Raw genomic sequence first — 14728 nt, 5'->3', positions numbered from 1 at the left:
TCCAACAACCAGGAGACAACATGAACCAGCAATTCCGTCCGACCCGGCTCGCCACGCAGCTCATGGCTGCCGGCGTCCTGATCGTCGCCGCCCCCGCCTTCGCCCAGGGCGCCAACCAGGAAGTGACCGTGACGGCCACCAAGGTCGCCACGCCCGCCTCCAAGACCCCGATCGCCCTGACCGTGGCCGACGGCGAGGCGATGAAGAGCGCCGGCGTGACCGATGCCCGCGGCCTGACGGAGCTGGCTCCCAACGTGCAGATCGCCGCCGAGAGCGGCAAGCTGCAGATCGCCATCCGCGGCGTGACCAGCCTGGACATGAGCGAGAAGGGCGACCCGTCCACCGCCTTCAACGTCGACGGCGCCTACGTGCCCCGCCCCGAAGCCCAGATCGGCAGCTTCCTGGACCTGGAGCGCGTGGAGGTGCTGCGCGGCCCGCAGGGCACGCTGTACGGCCGCAACGCCACCGGCGGCGCCATCAACCTGATCACGGCCAAGCCCGATCCCAAGCGCTTCGGCGGCAAGGCCCTCGTCGATGTGGGCAACTACGGCGCCCGCCGCACCGAGTTCGTGCTGAACGCCCCGGTGAACCAGACCCTGGCCCTGCGCGCCGCCGTCGCCACCAGCAAGCGCGACACCTACCAGAACCCCGGCGCCAACACCGTGCCCCTGGAAAACGAGGACAACGTCGCGGCCCGCCTGCACGCCCTGTTCACCATCAGCAAGGACACCAGCCTGCTGCTGACGGCCGAGCACAGCAAGGTCGGCGGCAACGGCGGCAGCCCGCTGCCGGCCACCAACTTCTTCACCGGCACGCCCATCGCCAACGGCAACAACCTCGCCAACCCGGTGTATGTGGACCGCGGCACGACTGCGCAGCTGACGCAGACCAAGCCCTTCGTCAACGCCACCAACCACCTCAACAACACCGCCGACACGCTGCGCGCCGAGTACAAGACCAACCTGGGCGCGGTGGACCTGACCTACGTCGGCGCCTACGGCGAGTCCAAAACGGACCAGAGCGACAACGGCACCTACTTCGGCAACCCGTTCTACAGCGACATCAAGGGCAACACCAAGAGCCAGCAGCACGAGCTGCGCCTGAACTCCGCCAGCGCCGGCCCGCTGCGCTGGGTGGCCGGCGTGTACGCCTTCAACGAGGAAATCAGCCGCAACACCATCTACTACACCAAGACGCCCGGTCCGCTGATCACCGTGCCGTTCAAGCCGGTGGTGGAGAACGACTCCAAGGCCGTCTTCGGCCAGGCCACCTACAGCATGACGCCCGCCACCCGCCTGGTGCTGGGCCTGCGCGGCACGCGTGACGAGAAGACCGGCAGCGACCCGCTGGGCGGCTCGGTCACCGGCCCGGGCTTCTCCAACGCCAAGGCCTCGAGCAGCAAGACCAACTACAAGCTGGGCGTGGACCACGACCTGAGCGCCGCGGTGATGGCCTACGGCAGCCTGTCCACCGGCTACAAGGCCGGCGGCTTCAACGAGAACCGCACCGGCTCCGGCTACAAGCCCGAGACGCTGACCGCCGCCGAAGTGGGCATCAAGGGCCGCTTCTTCAACAACGCGCTGCGCCTGAACGCCTCGGCGTTCAACTACGACTACAAGGACATGCAGCTGACGTCCGTGGTCTGCACGGGCGACACCGCCGCCAGCTGCGGCTCGCTCACCACCAACGCCGCCAGGTCCACGATCCGCGGCCTGGAGCTGGAAGGCGGCTGGTCCCTGAACAAGACCCAGCAGCTGAACTTCTCGCTGGGCTACACCGACGCGACCTTCGACAGCTACAAGCCCACGACCACCGAGAACTGGTCCGGCAAGCAGCTCGATCGCGCGCCCAAGACCGGCGTGGGCCTGGGCTTCACCCAGCAGCTCCCGATGGCCGACGGCAGCCAGTGGTCGCTGTATGCCGGTACCCGCTACAACAGCGGCTACTACATCAGCGACTTCGCCGCCGCCGTCCGCTACAAGCAGCCCTCGTTCACCAAGAGCGACCTGCGCGTGACCTACACGCCGGCCTCCGACAAGTACTACGTCCAGGCCTATGTGAAGAACGTCGAGAACAAGGTGACGATCGAGAGCCGCGTCCCGGGCAGCTTCTTCACCGGCGCGCCGCGTACCTTCGGCGTGCGTGTCGGCGCCAACTTCTGATGACGTCGTGAGGGCATGGCGGGATCGCCCGCCATGCCTTTTTCTTTCCTGCAAGGACTCCCCCGAATGAACCCGCACGTGACCGTGCCGCACCAGGCCGCCATGGCCTGCATGGCCTGAGCCTGCGAGGACAAGACACTATGGCAACCACCATCCAAGGCCCCGCGCTGTTCCTCGCCCAGTTCGCGGGCGACCAGGCCCCCTTCAACAGCTGGGACTCGATCACGAAATGGGCCGCCTCCCTGGGCTACGCCGGCGTGCAGGTGCCCACCTGGGACGCCCGCCTGTTCGACCTGGAGCGCGCCGCCGAGTCCAAGGCCTACTGCGACGAGATCGCCGGCATCGCCCGCGCCAACGGCGTGGCGATCACCGAGCTGTCCACCCACCTGCAGGGCCAGCTCGTGGCGGTGCACCCGGCCTATGACGAGGCCTTCGATGCCTTCGCGCCGGAGGCGGTGAAAGGCAAGCCGGCCGAGCGCCAGCGCTGGGCCGTGCAGCAGCTGCTGCTGACCGCCAAGGCCTCCAAGAACCTGGGCCTGAAGGCCAGCATCAGCTTTCCCGGCGCGCTGGCCTGGCCCTTCCTCTACCCCTGGCCGCAGCGCCCGGCGGGCCTGGTGGAAGCCGCCTTCGACGAGCTGGCCAAGCGCTGGCTTCCCATCCTCGACGCCTACGACGAGGCCGGCTGCGACCTGGCCTTCGAACTGCACCCGGGCGAAGACCTGCACGACGGCGTGACCTTCGAGATGCTGCTCGAGCGCGTGAACCACCACCCGCGCCTGTCCATCGCCTACGACCCCTCGCACTTCGTGCTGCAGCAGCTCGACTATCTGCAGTTCATCGACCTGTACCACGACCGGATCAAGGTCTTCCACGTGAAGGACGCCGAGTTCCGCCCGAACGGCAAGCAGGGCGTCTACGGCGGCTTCCAGTCCTGGACCGAGCGCGCCGGCCGCTTCCGCTCGCTGGGCGACGGCCAGGTCGACTTCAAGGCCATCTTCTCCAAGATGGCGCAGTACGACTTCAAGGGCTGGGCCGTGCTGGAGTGGGAGTGCTGCCTCAAGCACCCGGAGCAGGGCGCCGCCGAGGGCGCGCCCTTCATCCGCGACCACATCATCCGCGTCACCGAGAAGGCGTTCGACGACTTCGCCGGCAGCGCCACCGACCCGGCGCAGCTGCGCCGCATGCTGGGGCTGAACTGAGATGGCCGCCCCGATGAAGCCGGCGCGCATCCGCCTGGGCATGGTCGGTGGGGGCGAGGGCGCCTTCATCGGCGCCGTGCACCGCATCGCCGCCCGCCTGGACGACCAGTACGAGCTGGTGGCGGGCGCCCTGTCCTCCACGCCCGAGAAGGCCCGCCGCTCCGGCCTGGCCCTGGGCCTGGCGCCCGAGCGCACCTACGACAGCTACGAGGCCATGGCCGAGGCCGAGGCCGCGCGCGACGACGGCATCGAGGCGGTGGTCATCGTCACCCCCAACCACGTGCATGCGCCGGCCGCCCGCGCCTTCCTGAAGGCCGGCATCCACGTCATCTGCGACAAGCCGGTGACCGTGCGCAGCGCCGACGCGCGCGCCCTGAAGAAGCTGGCCGAGCAGAAGGGCCTGGTCTTCGCCGTCACCCACAACTACAGCGCCTACCCCATGGTGCGCGTGGCGCGCCAGCTGGTGCAGTCCGGCCGCCTGGGCGAGGTCCGCGTGGTCCAGGCCGAGTACCCGCAGGACTGGCTGGCCGAGCCGCTGGAGCGCAGCGGCCAGAAGCAGGCCGCCTGGCGCACCGACCCGGCCCAGGCCGGCGGCGGCGCCATCGGCGACATCGGCTCGCATGCCTGGCACCTGGCCGACTTCGTGACCGGCCAGCCCCTGACCGAGCTGTGCGCCGAGCTGAGCACCTTCGTGCCCGGCCGCCCCATCGACGACAACGCCCAGGTGATGCTGCGCTATGCCAATGGCGCGCGCGGGATGATCTGGGCCAGCCAGGTCGCGCCGGGCCACCTGAACGACCTGCGCCTGCGCGTCTACGGCAGCAAGGGCGGCCTGGAGTGGTCGCAGGAGCATCCCAACCAGCTGCGCTACACGCCGCTGGGCCAGCCCACCCAGATCCTGGAGCGTGCCGGGGCCGCCTTCGAGGCCGCCGGCGCGCGCATGGCCCGCATTCCCGGCGGCCATCCCGAGGGCTACCTGGAGGCGTTCGCCTCGCTGTACGGCGAGATCGCCCAGCACCTGCGCGCCGCCCGCCGCGGCGGCCGCAAGGCGGACAAGGCCAGCCATTTCCCCACCATCGCCGACGGACTGCGCGGCGTGCAGTTCATCGAGGCCGTGCAGCGCTCCTCCCGCCTGGGCGGGCGCTGGGTCAGGCTGCCGGGCGAGGCCGCCTAAACCTCAGACCAGAAAGACAACCATGAGCCATGACATCAAGCGGGGCGTGAGCCTCTACAGCTTCCAGAACGACACCTTCCTGCGCACCATGTCGCTGGAAGACTGCATCCGCACCTGCGCCGAGATCGGCGCCAAGGGCATCGAGGTGGTGGGCGAGCAGACCTTCAGCGGCTGGCCCGAGGTCGGCATGCCCGTGCAGGAGATCGCCCACTGGCACCGCCTGATGGAGCGCTACGGCACCTACCCCGTGTGCCACGACTTCATGCTGGACTACAAGCGCACCAAGGGCCAGGTGATGCCCTTCGACGAGCAGGTGGCCAGCGTCAAGCGCGACATCGACTTCGGCGTGGCCCTGGGCGCGCCCTACATCCGCGCCCTGGTCTCCATCTCGCCCGAGGTGCTGGTGGCCTGCGCCAGCTATGCCGAGGACAAGGGCATCAAGATCCTGATCGAGATCCACGCGCCGCTGCACTTCGACCACCCCTGGATCATTCGCCACGCCGAGGCCTATGAGAAGTCGGGCTCCAAGGCCCTGGGCTTCCTGCCGGACATGGGCATGTTCGTGCACCGCTTCCCGCGCGTGTGGAAGGAGCGCTTCATCCGCAACGGCGTGCCGCGCCACATCGCCGACTTCATCGAGAAGTCCTACGAGGACCGCACGCTCAGCGAGTACGTGCTGCTCGACGTGCGCGAGATGGGCGGCACCGGCCCGTCCCTGGCCATGGCCGAGACGCTGCGCCACAACGCCGCCTTCGAGCCCAAGCGCATGCTGGAGTTCATGCACCGCATCCACAACATCCACGGCAAGTTCTACGAGATGACCGAGGACGACGTCGAGTACTCCATCCCCTACGACGAGATCGTCGCGGTGCTCAAGCAGGGCGGCTTCAAGGGCCACATCTGCTCGGAGTACGAAGGCAACCGCTGGATCGAGGATGCGCACCCCGTGGAATCGGTGGAGCAGGTCAAGCGCCAGCACCGCATGCTGTGCCGACTGCTCGACGAACCCATCCCGGCCGCCCTGCAGGCCTGACCCCCAAGGAGATCCACCCCATGATGGACCAACACATGCTGTGCGACGACGGCTTCGAGAACGTCGTCGCCAACGGCCAGGTCACCGGCTTCGCCCTGCTGGCCCGCCTGCCCTACTACCGCGGCCTCGGCCTGTCGATGGTCGAGGACATCGCCGTCACCGTCGACGGCGAGCCCGTGCCCCGCGAGGCCATCCGCCTGGAGCTGCGGGGCCGCAGCTGGAGCCTGGCCGAGATGGAGACCTGCTACGACGAGAAGTGGAACTTCGGCGAGAAGGCCCGCGTCGTCGTCGCCCGCCCCGGCGGCCTGACGCCCGGCGAACACAAGATCGGCCTGGCCGAGCGCCTGCGCATCTCCTACCTGCCCTTCGTGCCGACGACGCAGACCAGCCGCGTGCTGCGCATCGCCGGCTGAGCCCCTTCACCGATAGCCCCCGAAAGCCCTTCATGGCCCGCTTCTTCAAGAACTCCTTCAGCGACTACCTCATCACCCCCGAGGACTCGCGCATCACGCCCGAGGGCCTGGTGATCGACCTGCGCCTGCCCTGGTACCGCTCGCTGCCGCTGTCGGTGGTGATGCCCACCCAGCTGCTGGTCGACGGCGATCCGGTCTCGCTGGAAGGCGCCACCGTCGAGTACGAAGGCAAGCGCTACACGCTGGCCGAGCTGCCCGAGCAGACCGGCACCTCCTGGTTCATCCAGGACTCGGTGCTGCTGCATGTGCCCACGCCCCGGCCGCTGGCGGCCGGCAAGCACCACGTGGTGGTGACGCTGAACCTGTACCCGCCCTACATCCCGATGCTGACCCATGTGACCCGCGGCGACGCCCAGGTCCTGGCCGCCTGAGGCGCGCGCATCTCCACCCGCACGGACACCCCTGACCATGACCGCATCCCAGACCAGCACCGCCCCCCAGGGCTTCCAGCTCGGCTCCACGCTGTACAGCTTCACCAACGAGTGGCATGAGCGCCGCTACGACTTCGAGGGCCTGATCGCCGAAGTGGCCAAGCGCCAGCTCGGCCCGGGCCTGGAAGTCATCGGCTTTTCGAGCATCCGCGGCTTCCCGAACGTGAGCGACGATTTCGCCGCCCGCTTCAAGGACCTGATGGCCAAGTACCAGCTCACGCCCAGCTGCCTGAGCATCAACGCCGACATGGCCATCCGCCGCGGCACGATGATGAGCGTGGACGAGGCCGTGGCCTACCACGCGCCCCAGATCGAGGCCGCCGCCAAGATGGGCTTCCCCACGGTGCGCTGCCAGTTCGCCGCGCCGGTGGAGGTGATCATCCGCCTGCTGCCGCTGCTGGAGAAGCACGGCATCAAGATCGGCCCCGAGGTGCATGCGCCGCTGAACCCCAGCTCGCCGCCGGTGATGGCCTGGCGCGAGGCCTATGCCAAGGCCAACTCGCCGCTGCTGGGCTTCGTGCCCGACTTCGGCTGCTGCGCCAGCCGCCTGCCCGCCACCTACATCGCCAACCTGCGCCGCCAGCAGCTGCCCGAGGACCTGATCCAGCTGGCGCTGGAAATCTGGCAGCTGCCCAAGGACGCCGGCTGGAAGCGCCAGGAGTTCGCCCGCCGCGTCGAGCCGCTGAAGGCCGACCCCGCCGACGTCAGCGCGCTGGCCGTGATGTTCAACATCCTCAGCCCCGGCACCGCCGAGATGTGGAAGGAAATCATGCCGCAGGTCGTGCATGTGCACGGCAAGTTCTACGACTTCGACGACGAGGGCAACGAGGCCTCGATCGACTACGGCAGCATCCTGCCGGTCTTCCATGACGGCGGCTTCAACGGCTTCATGTCCAGCGAGTGGGAGGGCCACCTCTACATGCGCAATGTCGATGCCTTCGACATGGTGGCCAAGCACCAGGCGCTGGCCCGCCGCATCATCGCCCGCCACACGGGCGCGAAGGTCGCCGCATGATCGGTGCACCGCTGGCCGGGCGCAGCCTGCGCTACGCCTACATGGACCACTGGCGGGTGGACACCGCCCAGGGCCAGATCTCGCAGTACAGCTCGGTGGAGCGCTTCGACGCCTTCCTCAAGCAGATCGCGGGCGTGGGCTACGAGGCGATCGAGACCTTCGACTTCCACCTCGGCGCGCTGCGCGACCTGTTCGGCAGCCTGCCTGCCGCGCGCGAGTTCATGCAGTCGCGCGGCATCGACCGCGTGCTGAGCCTGTTCCATGCCGTGATGTACGACGAGCGCCAGAGCGCGCCCCATGTGCGCTCCACGCATGACCAGATCCTGCGCTACGCCGAGTACATCATGAAGTCCAGCGCCGGCCTGGGCGTGCAGAACTTCATCGTGATGCCGGCCGGCCTGTACTTCGACGTCGAGCCGGTCACCGACGACAAGCTGCGCGCCTGCGCCGAGCTGTGGAACCGCGTCGGCCAGATGACGCTGGAAGGCTACGGCATCAAGACCTGCTGCCACCACGAGTTCTTCTGCGGCATCCGCTCCGCCGAGCAGCTGCAGAAGTTCTACGACTGGACCGACCCGCGCTATGTCTTCCTGTGCCTGGACACGGCCCAGCACGTCATCGCCGGCGTGGACCCGGTGGACCTGTTCCTGAAGCGGCACGACCGCGTCGCCGGCTTCCACCTGAAGGACACGCACCACGTCGACACGAATGGCGACTACCGCCGCAAGCCCGACGCCGAAGTCATGGCGCCGACCACCGCCCGCTGGTTCTACGAGATCGGCACCGAGGGCGGCCTGGTGGACTTCCCCGCGCTCTACGGCGCGATGAAGGAGGTGGGCTGGAAGGGCTGGGTCGGCGTCGAGCATGACAAGGCCGATGTCGGCGGCGGCAACTACCCCGAGAGCACGGCCATCGCGGCCTGGACCATTCGCAACCAGCTGAGGCCCATCCATGATTAAGTGGGGTTACGCCACCAACCAATGGAAGGCCGGCTTCACGGGCTTCGCCCGCATGGAGCAGCACGAGCGCGCGCTCAAGGTCACGGCCGCCTGCGGCTTCGACGCCATCGAGCTCACCGGCGGCACCGGCCGCTGGGACCCGATGGGCCGGCCCGAGAACATCGCGCTGAACTTCGGCTCGGTCGAGCACTTCAAGCTGAAGCTGCGCGAGTGGGGCATCCAGCGCGTCGCCAGCCTGTTCTTCGACCCTCTGCAAATGAGCTTCGAGGAGCTGCACCACGGCCTGGACTGCAGCGACCGCAGCCAGCACGCCCTGCTGCTGCAACAGGCCGGCATCTTCGCGCGCTTCCTGGCCGAAGTCGGCGGCGAGGTGCTGGTGGTGCGCGCACTGCCGCCCCATGGCCGCCACGGCGGGCTGGACGCCGAGCGCCAGGCCGCCGCCGCCGACTGCTGGAACGCGGTCGGCGCGATGACGGCGGCGCTGGGCATCAAGACCGTGCTGCACCTGGACGCCCTGTCCCCGCTGCGCGACCCCGAAGAACTCGACGCCTGGCTCGAGCAGCTGGACCCCGCCACCGTGGGCCTGGCCATGGACACGGCCGAACTGACCATCGCCGGCCACGACGTCGCCGCCTGGTACCGCCGCTTCCAGGCCCGCGTCTGGCACATCCACCTGAAGGATGCGCTGGCCGTGGACACGCTGGACGAGTACCGCGCGCCCAACGCCGAGCGGGCCCTGCTGCTGGCCGGCGGCGAGCGCCGCATCCCGCGCTGGTTCGGCGAGCTGGGCACCGGCCTGGTCGACTGGCCGGCGCTGATGGCGGCCCTGCGCGAGGGCGGCTACGACGGCTGGCTCATCGTCGAGAGCGACAAGGGCCCCGCGCCGGCGGCGGCCAGCATGATGCAGAACGCCTGGACCGTTCGCCATGTGCTGCAGCCCCTGCTGGCCTGAGAGCCACGACAACAACGACACAACAACAAGGAATCGAAGCGATGAAGCTGTCTGCAGTCATTGAAGATCTGTACATGTTCAACGAAGCCGGCGACATGCCGGCGCGCATCCGCGCCGCCGCCGCGGCCGGCCTGGACCGGGTGGAGTTCCACCTCTGGGACAAGGTCGACATCGACGCCGTCGAGGCCGCGCTGAAGGAGACCGGCGTCCAGCTGCAGAGCCTGGTCATCGGCCCGCGCTGCGGCTGCGTGGACCGCAGCAAGGAGGCGTTCTTCCTGGACGCCGTCCGCGGCACCATCGCGATGTGCCAGCGCCTGGGCGCCAAGGGCATCGTGCTGGCCGGCGGCCCGGCGCTGAAGGACGTGCCGGCCGCCGAGCAGCACGCCGCCATGGTCTACCTGATCAAGAAGGCCGCGCCGCTGGTGGAGGCCGCCGGGCTGATGATCTACCTCGAGCCGCTGAACACCCGCATCGACCACCCGATCATGTTCATGGACACGGCCATGGAAGGCCTGGACATCGTCGAGGAGGTCAACAGCCCGGCGGTTCGCCTGCTGTATGACGTCTACCACTCGACCGTGATGGGCGAGGACTGGCGCGAGGTGCTCAAGCGCGGCCACCTGATCGGCTACGTGCAGGTCGCCGACACCAACGGCCGCCACGAGCCCGGCTCCGGCACCATCGACTGGGCCGCCTGGCTGCCGGCGCTGAAGGCCGCGGGCTACACCGGCGACATCGGCCTGGAGTACCGCCCCAGCAACGGCACCCTGCCCTCGCTGCAGCGCACCCGCGAAGTGTTCGGCATCGCCTGACGGAGCCCGGCGATGCGACTCATCCCCTGCATCGAGATGCTCTACAAGGCGGAGCATCCCGACTTCCTGCGACGCTTCCACGCCGCCGCGGCCGACGGCTTCGACGCGGTCGACATGCACCTGTGGCGTGACAAGCCGCTGGACGCCGTCGTCGACACCGTGGCCGAGACCGGCGTGAAGGTGTTCAGCTTCTGCGCCGACCCGCGCGCCAGCCTGGTCGACCCGGCCGAGCACGCCACCGTCCTGGGCGCCGTGCGCGACGCCGTGCCGGTGGCGGGCCGCCTGCAGGGCGCCCGCATCATCCTGGCCTCCGGCTTCGCCCGGCCGGGCCAGGCCGAGTCCGAGCTGCGCGCCAACGCCGCCAAGGTGCTGCGCGAGGCCTGCCGCATCGCCGCCGACGGCGGCGCCACGCTGCTGCTGGAGCCGGTGCACATGGTGATCCAGGGCAACCCGATGGCGGTGCGCAACATCCGCCAGGGGCTGGACCTGGTCGAGCAGGTCGACCACCCGGCGCTGCGGCTGCTGGCCGACGTCTACCACCACGCCGTCGACGGCCAGGCGCTGGAGCAGGCCTTCGACCGCCGCATCGGCCTGGTGGGCCATGTGCAGGTGGCCGACCACGAGGGCCGCCACGAACCCGGCACCGGCCGCCTGCCCTGGCCGGCGCTGATGGCGCAGCTGCGCGAGCTGGGCTACGGCGGTCCGATCGGCCTGGAGTACCTGCCCTCGCTGCCCATTGCCGAATCCCTGGCGCTGAGCCGCCGCACCCTGGGCCTGTGAGCCTGCACCCGGAGATCCCATGAGCCACTCTGAACTGGGCAGCGCCGACCTGGCCGCCCGCATCGCCGAACTGGAGCATCGCCTGGCCCGCACCGAGGCCCGCGGCGAATTGGAGAACCTGTTCTCCAACTACATGCACCTGCACAACGGCTACGAGGACGAGAAGATCATCGACATGTGGGTGAAGCCCGGCACGCCGGGCATGCGCGCGCAGTACTCGAACAAGGGCATCTACACCCAGTGGGACACGATCACCGCCTACCACCGCGGCCGTCCGGCGCCGGTGGGCAAGCTGCTCCTGCACTACAGCACGACCCCGTCGATCCAGGTGGCCGGCGACGGCCGCAGCGCGCGCGGCATCTGGATCGTGGGCGGCGTCGAGTCCGGCCTGACCGACCCGGCCCAGTCCGCCAACGCGCCGGCGTTCATGTACGAGAAGGAGCTCGTCAACGGCAAGAAGGTCTGGGCCCACTGGGTGGCCATGAAGTACGAGATGCACGCGCTGCTCCAGGACGGCGAGTGGAAGATCTGGCGCTTCCGCTGCTTCGAGGTGTTCCGCGCGCCTTACGGCCGCAACTGGATCGACTTCGCCGCCTGCACCGAAGCCATCCCCGACTTCCAGCGCTTCCACGAGAACCTGGCCTATTTCGGCCATGACGGCAAGCCGGTGTGGATGCCGGACACCGACCGGCCCACCGAGACGCCCTACCAGGCCTACAGCACGCAGACGGCGCAGGCCGTCGTGCCGCGCCCGCCGGAGCCCTACGACAGCGACCCCGAGACCCCCGCTTCCTGAAGATGCCCCAACCCATGACCGACAAGAATTTCGACGCCATCGTCATCGGCTCCGGCGCCACCGGCGGCATCGCCGCCAAGGAGCTGACCGAGCGCGGCCTGCGCGTGCTGGTGCTGGAGGCGGGCGGCCCCCTGCCCGAGGAAAAGTTCGAGGCCGCCGCCAAGGCGCAGTTCGCCGCCATCGGCTCCTGGCCGCGCATCAAGGCCGGACTGCAGGGCCAGCACAAGCAGGCGCTGACCTCGTTCTACTCCGCCGAGAAGGCCTTCCTGTTCGTCAACGACAAGGAGCACCCCTACGAGTCGCCGCAGGACTTCTACCTGTGGCTGCGCGGCAAGCAGGTGGGCGGGCGCTTCCTGGCCTGGGGCCGGGTGGCGCTGCGCATGTCCGACTACACCTTCAAGTTCAAGAGCCATGAAGGGGTGGGCTTCGACTGGCCGATCGGCTATGACGACCTGGCGCCCTACTACGAGCATGTGGAGCGCTTCCTGGGCATCGTCGGCAACGACGACGGCATCCCCTACTGCCCCTCGGGCGTGTATGCCCGGCCCGCCGGCCTGAGCAAGGCCGAGCAGCTGTTCAAGCAGCGCGTGGAGGACCGCTTCACCGATGCCAAGGTGATGGCCTGGCGCTACGTGCGCAAGGAAGCCACGCCGGTGGACGCGCAGAACCACCGCACCACCACGCCGCTGCAGGCCGCGGCCGCCACCGGCAACCTCACGCTGCGCGCGAATTCCCCGGTGGAGCGCATCAACACCGACCCGCGCTCCGGCAAGGCCACCGGCGTGACCTACATCGACAAGGCAACCGGGGAGCGCCACGAGGTGCGCGCCAATGTGGTGATGGTGTGCGCGTCGACCATCGAGTCCATCCGCCTGCTGCTGAACTCCAAGGGCGAGCGCCATCCGCAGGGCCTGGGCAACGCCTCGGGCCTGGTCGGTCGCTACTTCATGGACCAGATGCTGTCCCTGGGCTTCGGCACCATGCCGGGCTTCAAGGGCGGCGAGCTGGTCGACGGCACGAGCCCGGCCGACAACCACGGCGGCATCTACATCCCGCGCTTCCGCCAGCTGAAGAAGGCCGGCGAGCTGGGCTATTCCGGCGGCTTCAACCTGCAGGGCATCGTCGGCCGCCCGATGCTGCCGGCCCACCTGGACTCGGTCTTCGGCCTCACCGGCCATGGCGAGATCCTGCCCCACATCGACAACCGGGTGAACCTCGCCTCGCGCCGCGACCGCCTGGGCGTGCCCATTCCCTCGGTCAGCCTGCGACTGCGCGACAACGACGTGAAGCTGCTGCGCGACCAGGTACAGGTGCAGAAGGAGGTCATGCAGGCCGCGGGCTTCAACGTCGACTTCCTGATCAGCCCGCTGGGCATCAGCTCGGACGGCCCCTTCATGCCCAATGCCAAGTGGTACGAGCGCCTGATGTTCCGCCTCGCCTACAAGCGCAGCGTGGCCGTGGGCGGCGCCATCCACGAATGCGGCGGCGCCCGCATGGGCAGCGACCCGAAGGACTCGGTGCTGAATCCCCACAACCAGGTCTGGGATGCGCCCAACGTGTTCGTCACCGACAGCAGCTGCTTCGTGACCAACGGGACCTGCGGCCCCACCCTGACGACGATGGCCCTGACGGCCCGTGCCTGCGACCACATCGGCCGCGAGTACGGACATTCGGCTGAACTGCGCGCCTGACGCAGCGGCCCCACCCCGGAGACAACCCCATGGACACGCAATCCCCCCGCCGCGCCGGCCTGGCCCAGGGCCTGGTGATCATCATGATCGGCATCCTGCCGATGATGGCCATCGTCACGCTGATGCCGATCGTGCCCGCGCTGGTGAAGGCCTTCCCGCATGTGGGCGGCATCCAGACGCTGGCCCCCCTGGTGCTGTCGGCGCCGGGCCTGTGCGTCGCGCTGTTCTCGCCGTTCGCCGGCGCGCTGACGGACAAGCTCGGCCGGCGCCGCCTGCTCCTGATCTTCACCACCTTGTACGGCGTGGGGGGCATCCTGCCCTTCTTCTTCACCAGCTTCGAGGCGCTGATGGCGGGACGCTTGCTGCTCGGTATTGGCGAGGCGTTCATCCTGACCATCGGCAACACCTTGCTGGGCGACTATTTCGACCAGAAGGCCCGCGCCAAGTGGCTGATGTGGCAGAGCTTCGTCGGCCCGGCGCTCGGCACCTTGCTGATCAGCGGCAGCGGCAAGCTGTCGATGATCTCGTGGAACCTGCCGTTCCTGATCTACGCGACGGCGCTGGGCATCGCCGCCTTTGCCGCCTTCGCCGTGTTCGAACCCGAGCGCCGCAGCGAGGCCGCCAGCCGCGAGGCCGGCACGGCCGATGCGGGCGCCTTTCCGGTGCGGCTGATGGCGCGCGTGGCCGTCTCGACCTTCGTGCTGGCCGCCATCTATTTCGTCTACACGCTGCAGTTCTCGCTGGCGCTGGACCAGATGGGGGTCAAGAAGGGCAGCGACCTGGGCCTGTACACGGCGCTGGTGAGCGTGGGCGTGCCGGTCGGTGCGATCCTGTTCAAGGCCATCGCGGGCCGCAGCGTCAGGCTCCAGTTCACCGTCCTGTTCGTCCTCCTGGGCGTCGGCATGACGGGCATCGGCCTGGCGCTGGGCGTGAAGGCCACCATGGTCTTCGCCTTCATCCAGCAGCTGGCGGCGGGCATGACCATTCCGGTGCTGATCGGGTGGGGCCTCCGCGAACTGCCCGAGCGCTTCCGCGGACGCGGCATGGGCTGGTGGTGCAGTGCCTTCTTCCTGGGGCAGTTCGTGTCGCCGTTCTTCGTGTCCGGCGTGCGCCTGGTCACGGGCGACCTCCTGAGCGCCTTCGTCGTCTTCGGCGTGCTGTGCCTCGCCATCGCCGGGGTCAATGCGCTGTTCTCACGCAAGCCGGCGGCGGCGCCGGCCGGCGGCCTGGCGGCCGACCGGGTGTGAGCCC

At 69.0% G+C, this 14728-nt stretch carries 14 protein-coding genes; all 14 read left to right on the top strand.

What is annotated here, in order from left to right; all coding sequences use genetic code 11:
- Window positions 1-20 precede the first annotated feature (20 nt).
- The 14 genes from ACFQZY_RS11560 (at window position 21) to ACFQZY_RS11495 (ending at window position 14724) form a co-directional block, all read left to right on the top strand.
- Window positions 21-2162, top strand: coding sequence for a TonB-dependent receptor (locus ACFQZY_RS11560; RefSeq protein ID WP_377415835.1), 2142 nt, complete (start codon window positions 21-23; stop codon window positions 2160-2162).
- 140 nt (window positions 2163-2302) lie between these two features.
- Window positions 2303-3361, top strand: a complete 1059-nt coding sequence (locus tag ACFQZY_RS11555) for a sugar phosphate isomerase/epimerase family protein (RefSeq protein ID WP_377415833.1) — start codon at window positions 2303-2305, stop codon at window positions 3359-3361.
- A 1-nt stretch (window position 3362) separates the two neighbouring features.
- Window positions 3363-4535, top strand: a complete 1173-nt coding sequence (locus tag ACFQZY_RS11550; RefSeq protein ID WP_377415831.1) for a Gfo/Idh/MocA family protein — start codon at window positions 3363-3365, stop codon at window positions 4533-4535.
- Between the two features lie 22 nt (window positions 4536-4557).
- On the top strand, window positions 4558-5568 hold the full coding sequence (locus ACFQZY_RS11545; RefSeq protein WP_377415829.1) for a sugar phosphate isomerase/epimerase family protein: 1011 nt from the start codon (window positions 4558-4560) through the stop codon (window positions 5566-5568).
- Window positions 5569-5588: 20 nt separating this feature from the next.
- Window positions 5589-5981 carry a DUF6379 domain-containing protein gene (locus tag ACFQZY_RS11540; protein WP_377415828.1) on the top strand — a complete coding sequence of 131 codons (393 nt, stop codon included), beginning with the start codon at window positions 5589-5591 and terminating at the stop codon, window positions 5979-5981.
- Window positions 5982-6013: 32 nt separating this feature from the next.
- A complete protein-coding gene (locus ACFQZY_RS11535; RefSeq protein ID WP_377415826.1) occupies window positions 6014-6412 on the top strand; it encodes a DUF6379 domain-containing protein in 399 nt (132 codons plus the stop codon).
- A 37-nt stretch (window positions 6413-6449) separates the two neighbouring features.
- Complete coding sequence (locus tag ACFQZY_RS11530; protein WP_377415824.1) at window positions 6450-7487, top strand: sugar phosphate isomerase/epimerase family protein; 1038 nt, start codon at window positions 6450-6452, stop codon at window positions 7485-7487.
- On the top strand, window positions 7484-8446 hold the full coding sequence (locus ACFQZY_RS11525; RefSeq protein WP_377415822.1) for a sugar phosphate isomerase/epimerase family protein: 963 nt from the start codon (window positions 7484-7486) through the stop codon (window positions 8444-8446). Before ACFQZY_RS11530 ends, ACFQZY_RS11525 begins: the two co-directional genes overlap by 4 nt.
- Window positions 8439-9398 carry a sugar phosphate isomerase/epimerase family protein gene (locus tag ACFQZY_RS11520; RefSeq protein ID WP_377415820.1) on the top strand — a complete coding sequence of 320 codons (960 nt, stop codon included), beginning with the start codon at window positions 8439-8441 and terminating at the stop codon, window positions 9396-9398. Before ACFQZY_RS11525 ends, ACFQZY_RS11520 begins: the two co-directional genes overlap by 8 nt.
- Window positions 9399-9439: 41 nt before the next feature.
- Window positions 9440-10210, top strand: a complete 771-nt coding sequence (locus ACFQZY_RS11515) for a TIM barrel protein (protein ID WP_377415818.1) — start codon at window positions 9440-9442, stop codon at window positions 10208-10210.
- 12 nt (window positions 10211-10222) lie between these two features.
- A complete protein-coding gene (locus tag ACFQZY_RS11510; protein ID WP_377415817.1) occupies window positions 10223-10990 on the top strand; it encodes a TIM barrel protein in 768 nt (255 codons plus the stop codon).
- 19 nt (window positions 10991-11009) lie between these two features.
- Window positions 11010-11786, top strand: coding sequence for a nuclear transport factor 2 family protein (locus ACFQZY_RS11505; protein WP_377415815.1), 777 nt, complete (start codon window positions 11010-11012; stop codon window positions 11784-11786).
- A gap of 14 nt (window positions 11787-11800) precedes the next feature.
- Entirely contained in the window at window positions 11801-13477 is a 1677-nt protein-coding gene (locus ACFQZY_RS11500; protein ID WP_377415813.1) for a GMC family oxidoreductase, read from the top strand.
- Between the two features lie 29 nt (window positions 13478-13506).
- Window positions 13507-14724, top strand: a complete 1218-nt coding sequence (locus ACFQZY_RS11495; protein ID WP_377415812.1) for an MFS transporter — start codon at window positions 13507-13509, stop codon at window positions 14722-14724.
- Window positions 14725-14728 lie beyond the last annotated feature (4 nt).

It is taken from the genome of Ramlibacter sp. GCM10027632 (assembly GCF_042675325.1).
Taxonomy (GTDB): domain Bacteria; phylum Pseudomonadota; class Gammaproteobacteria; order Burkholderiales; family Burkholderiaceae_C; genus Ramlibacter.
This window is presented reverse-complemented; position numbering and strand designations above follow the sequence as displayed.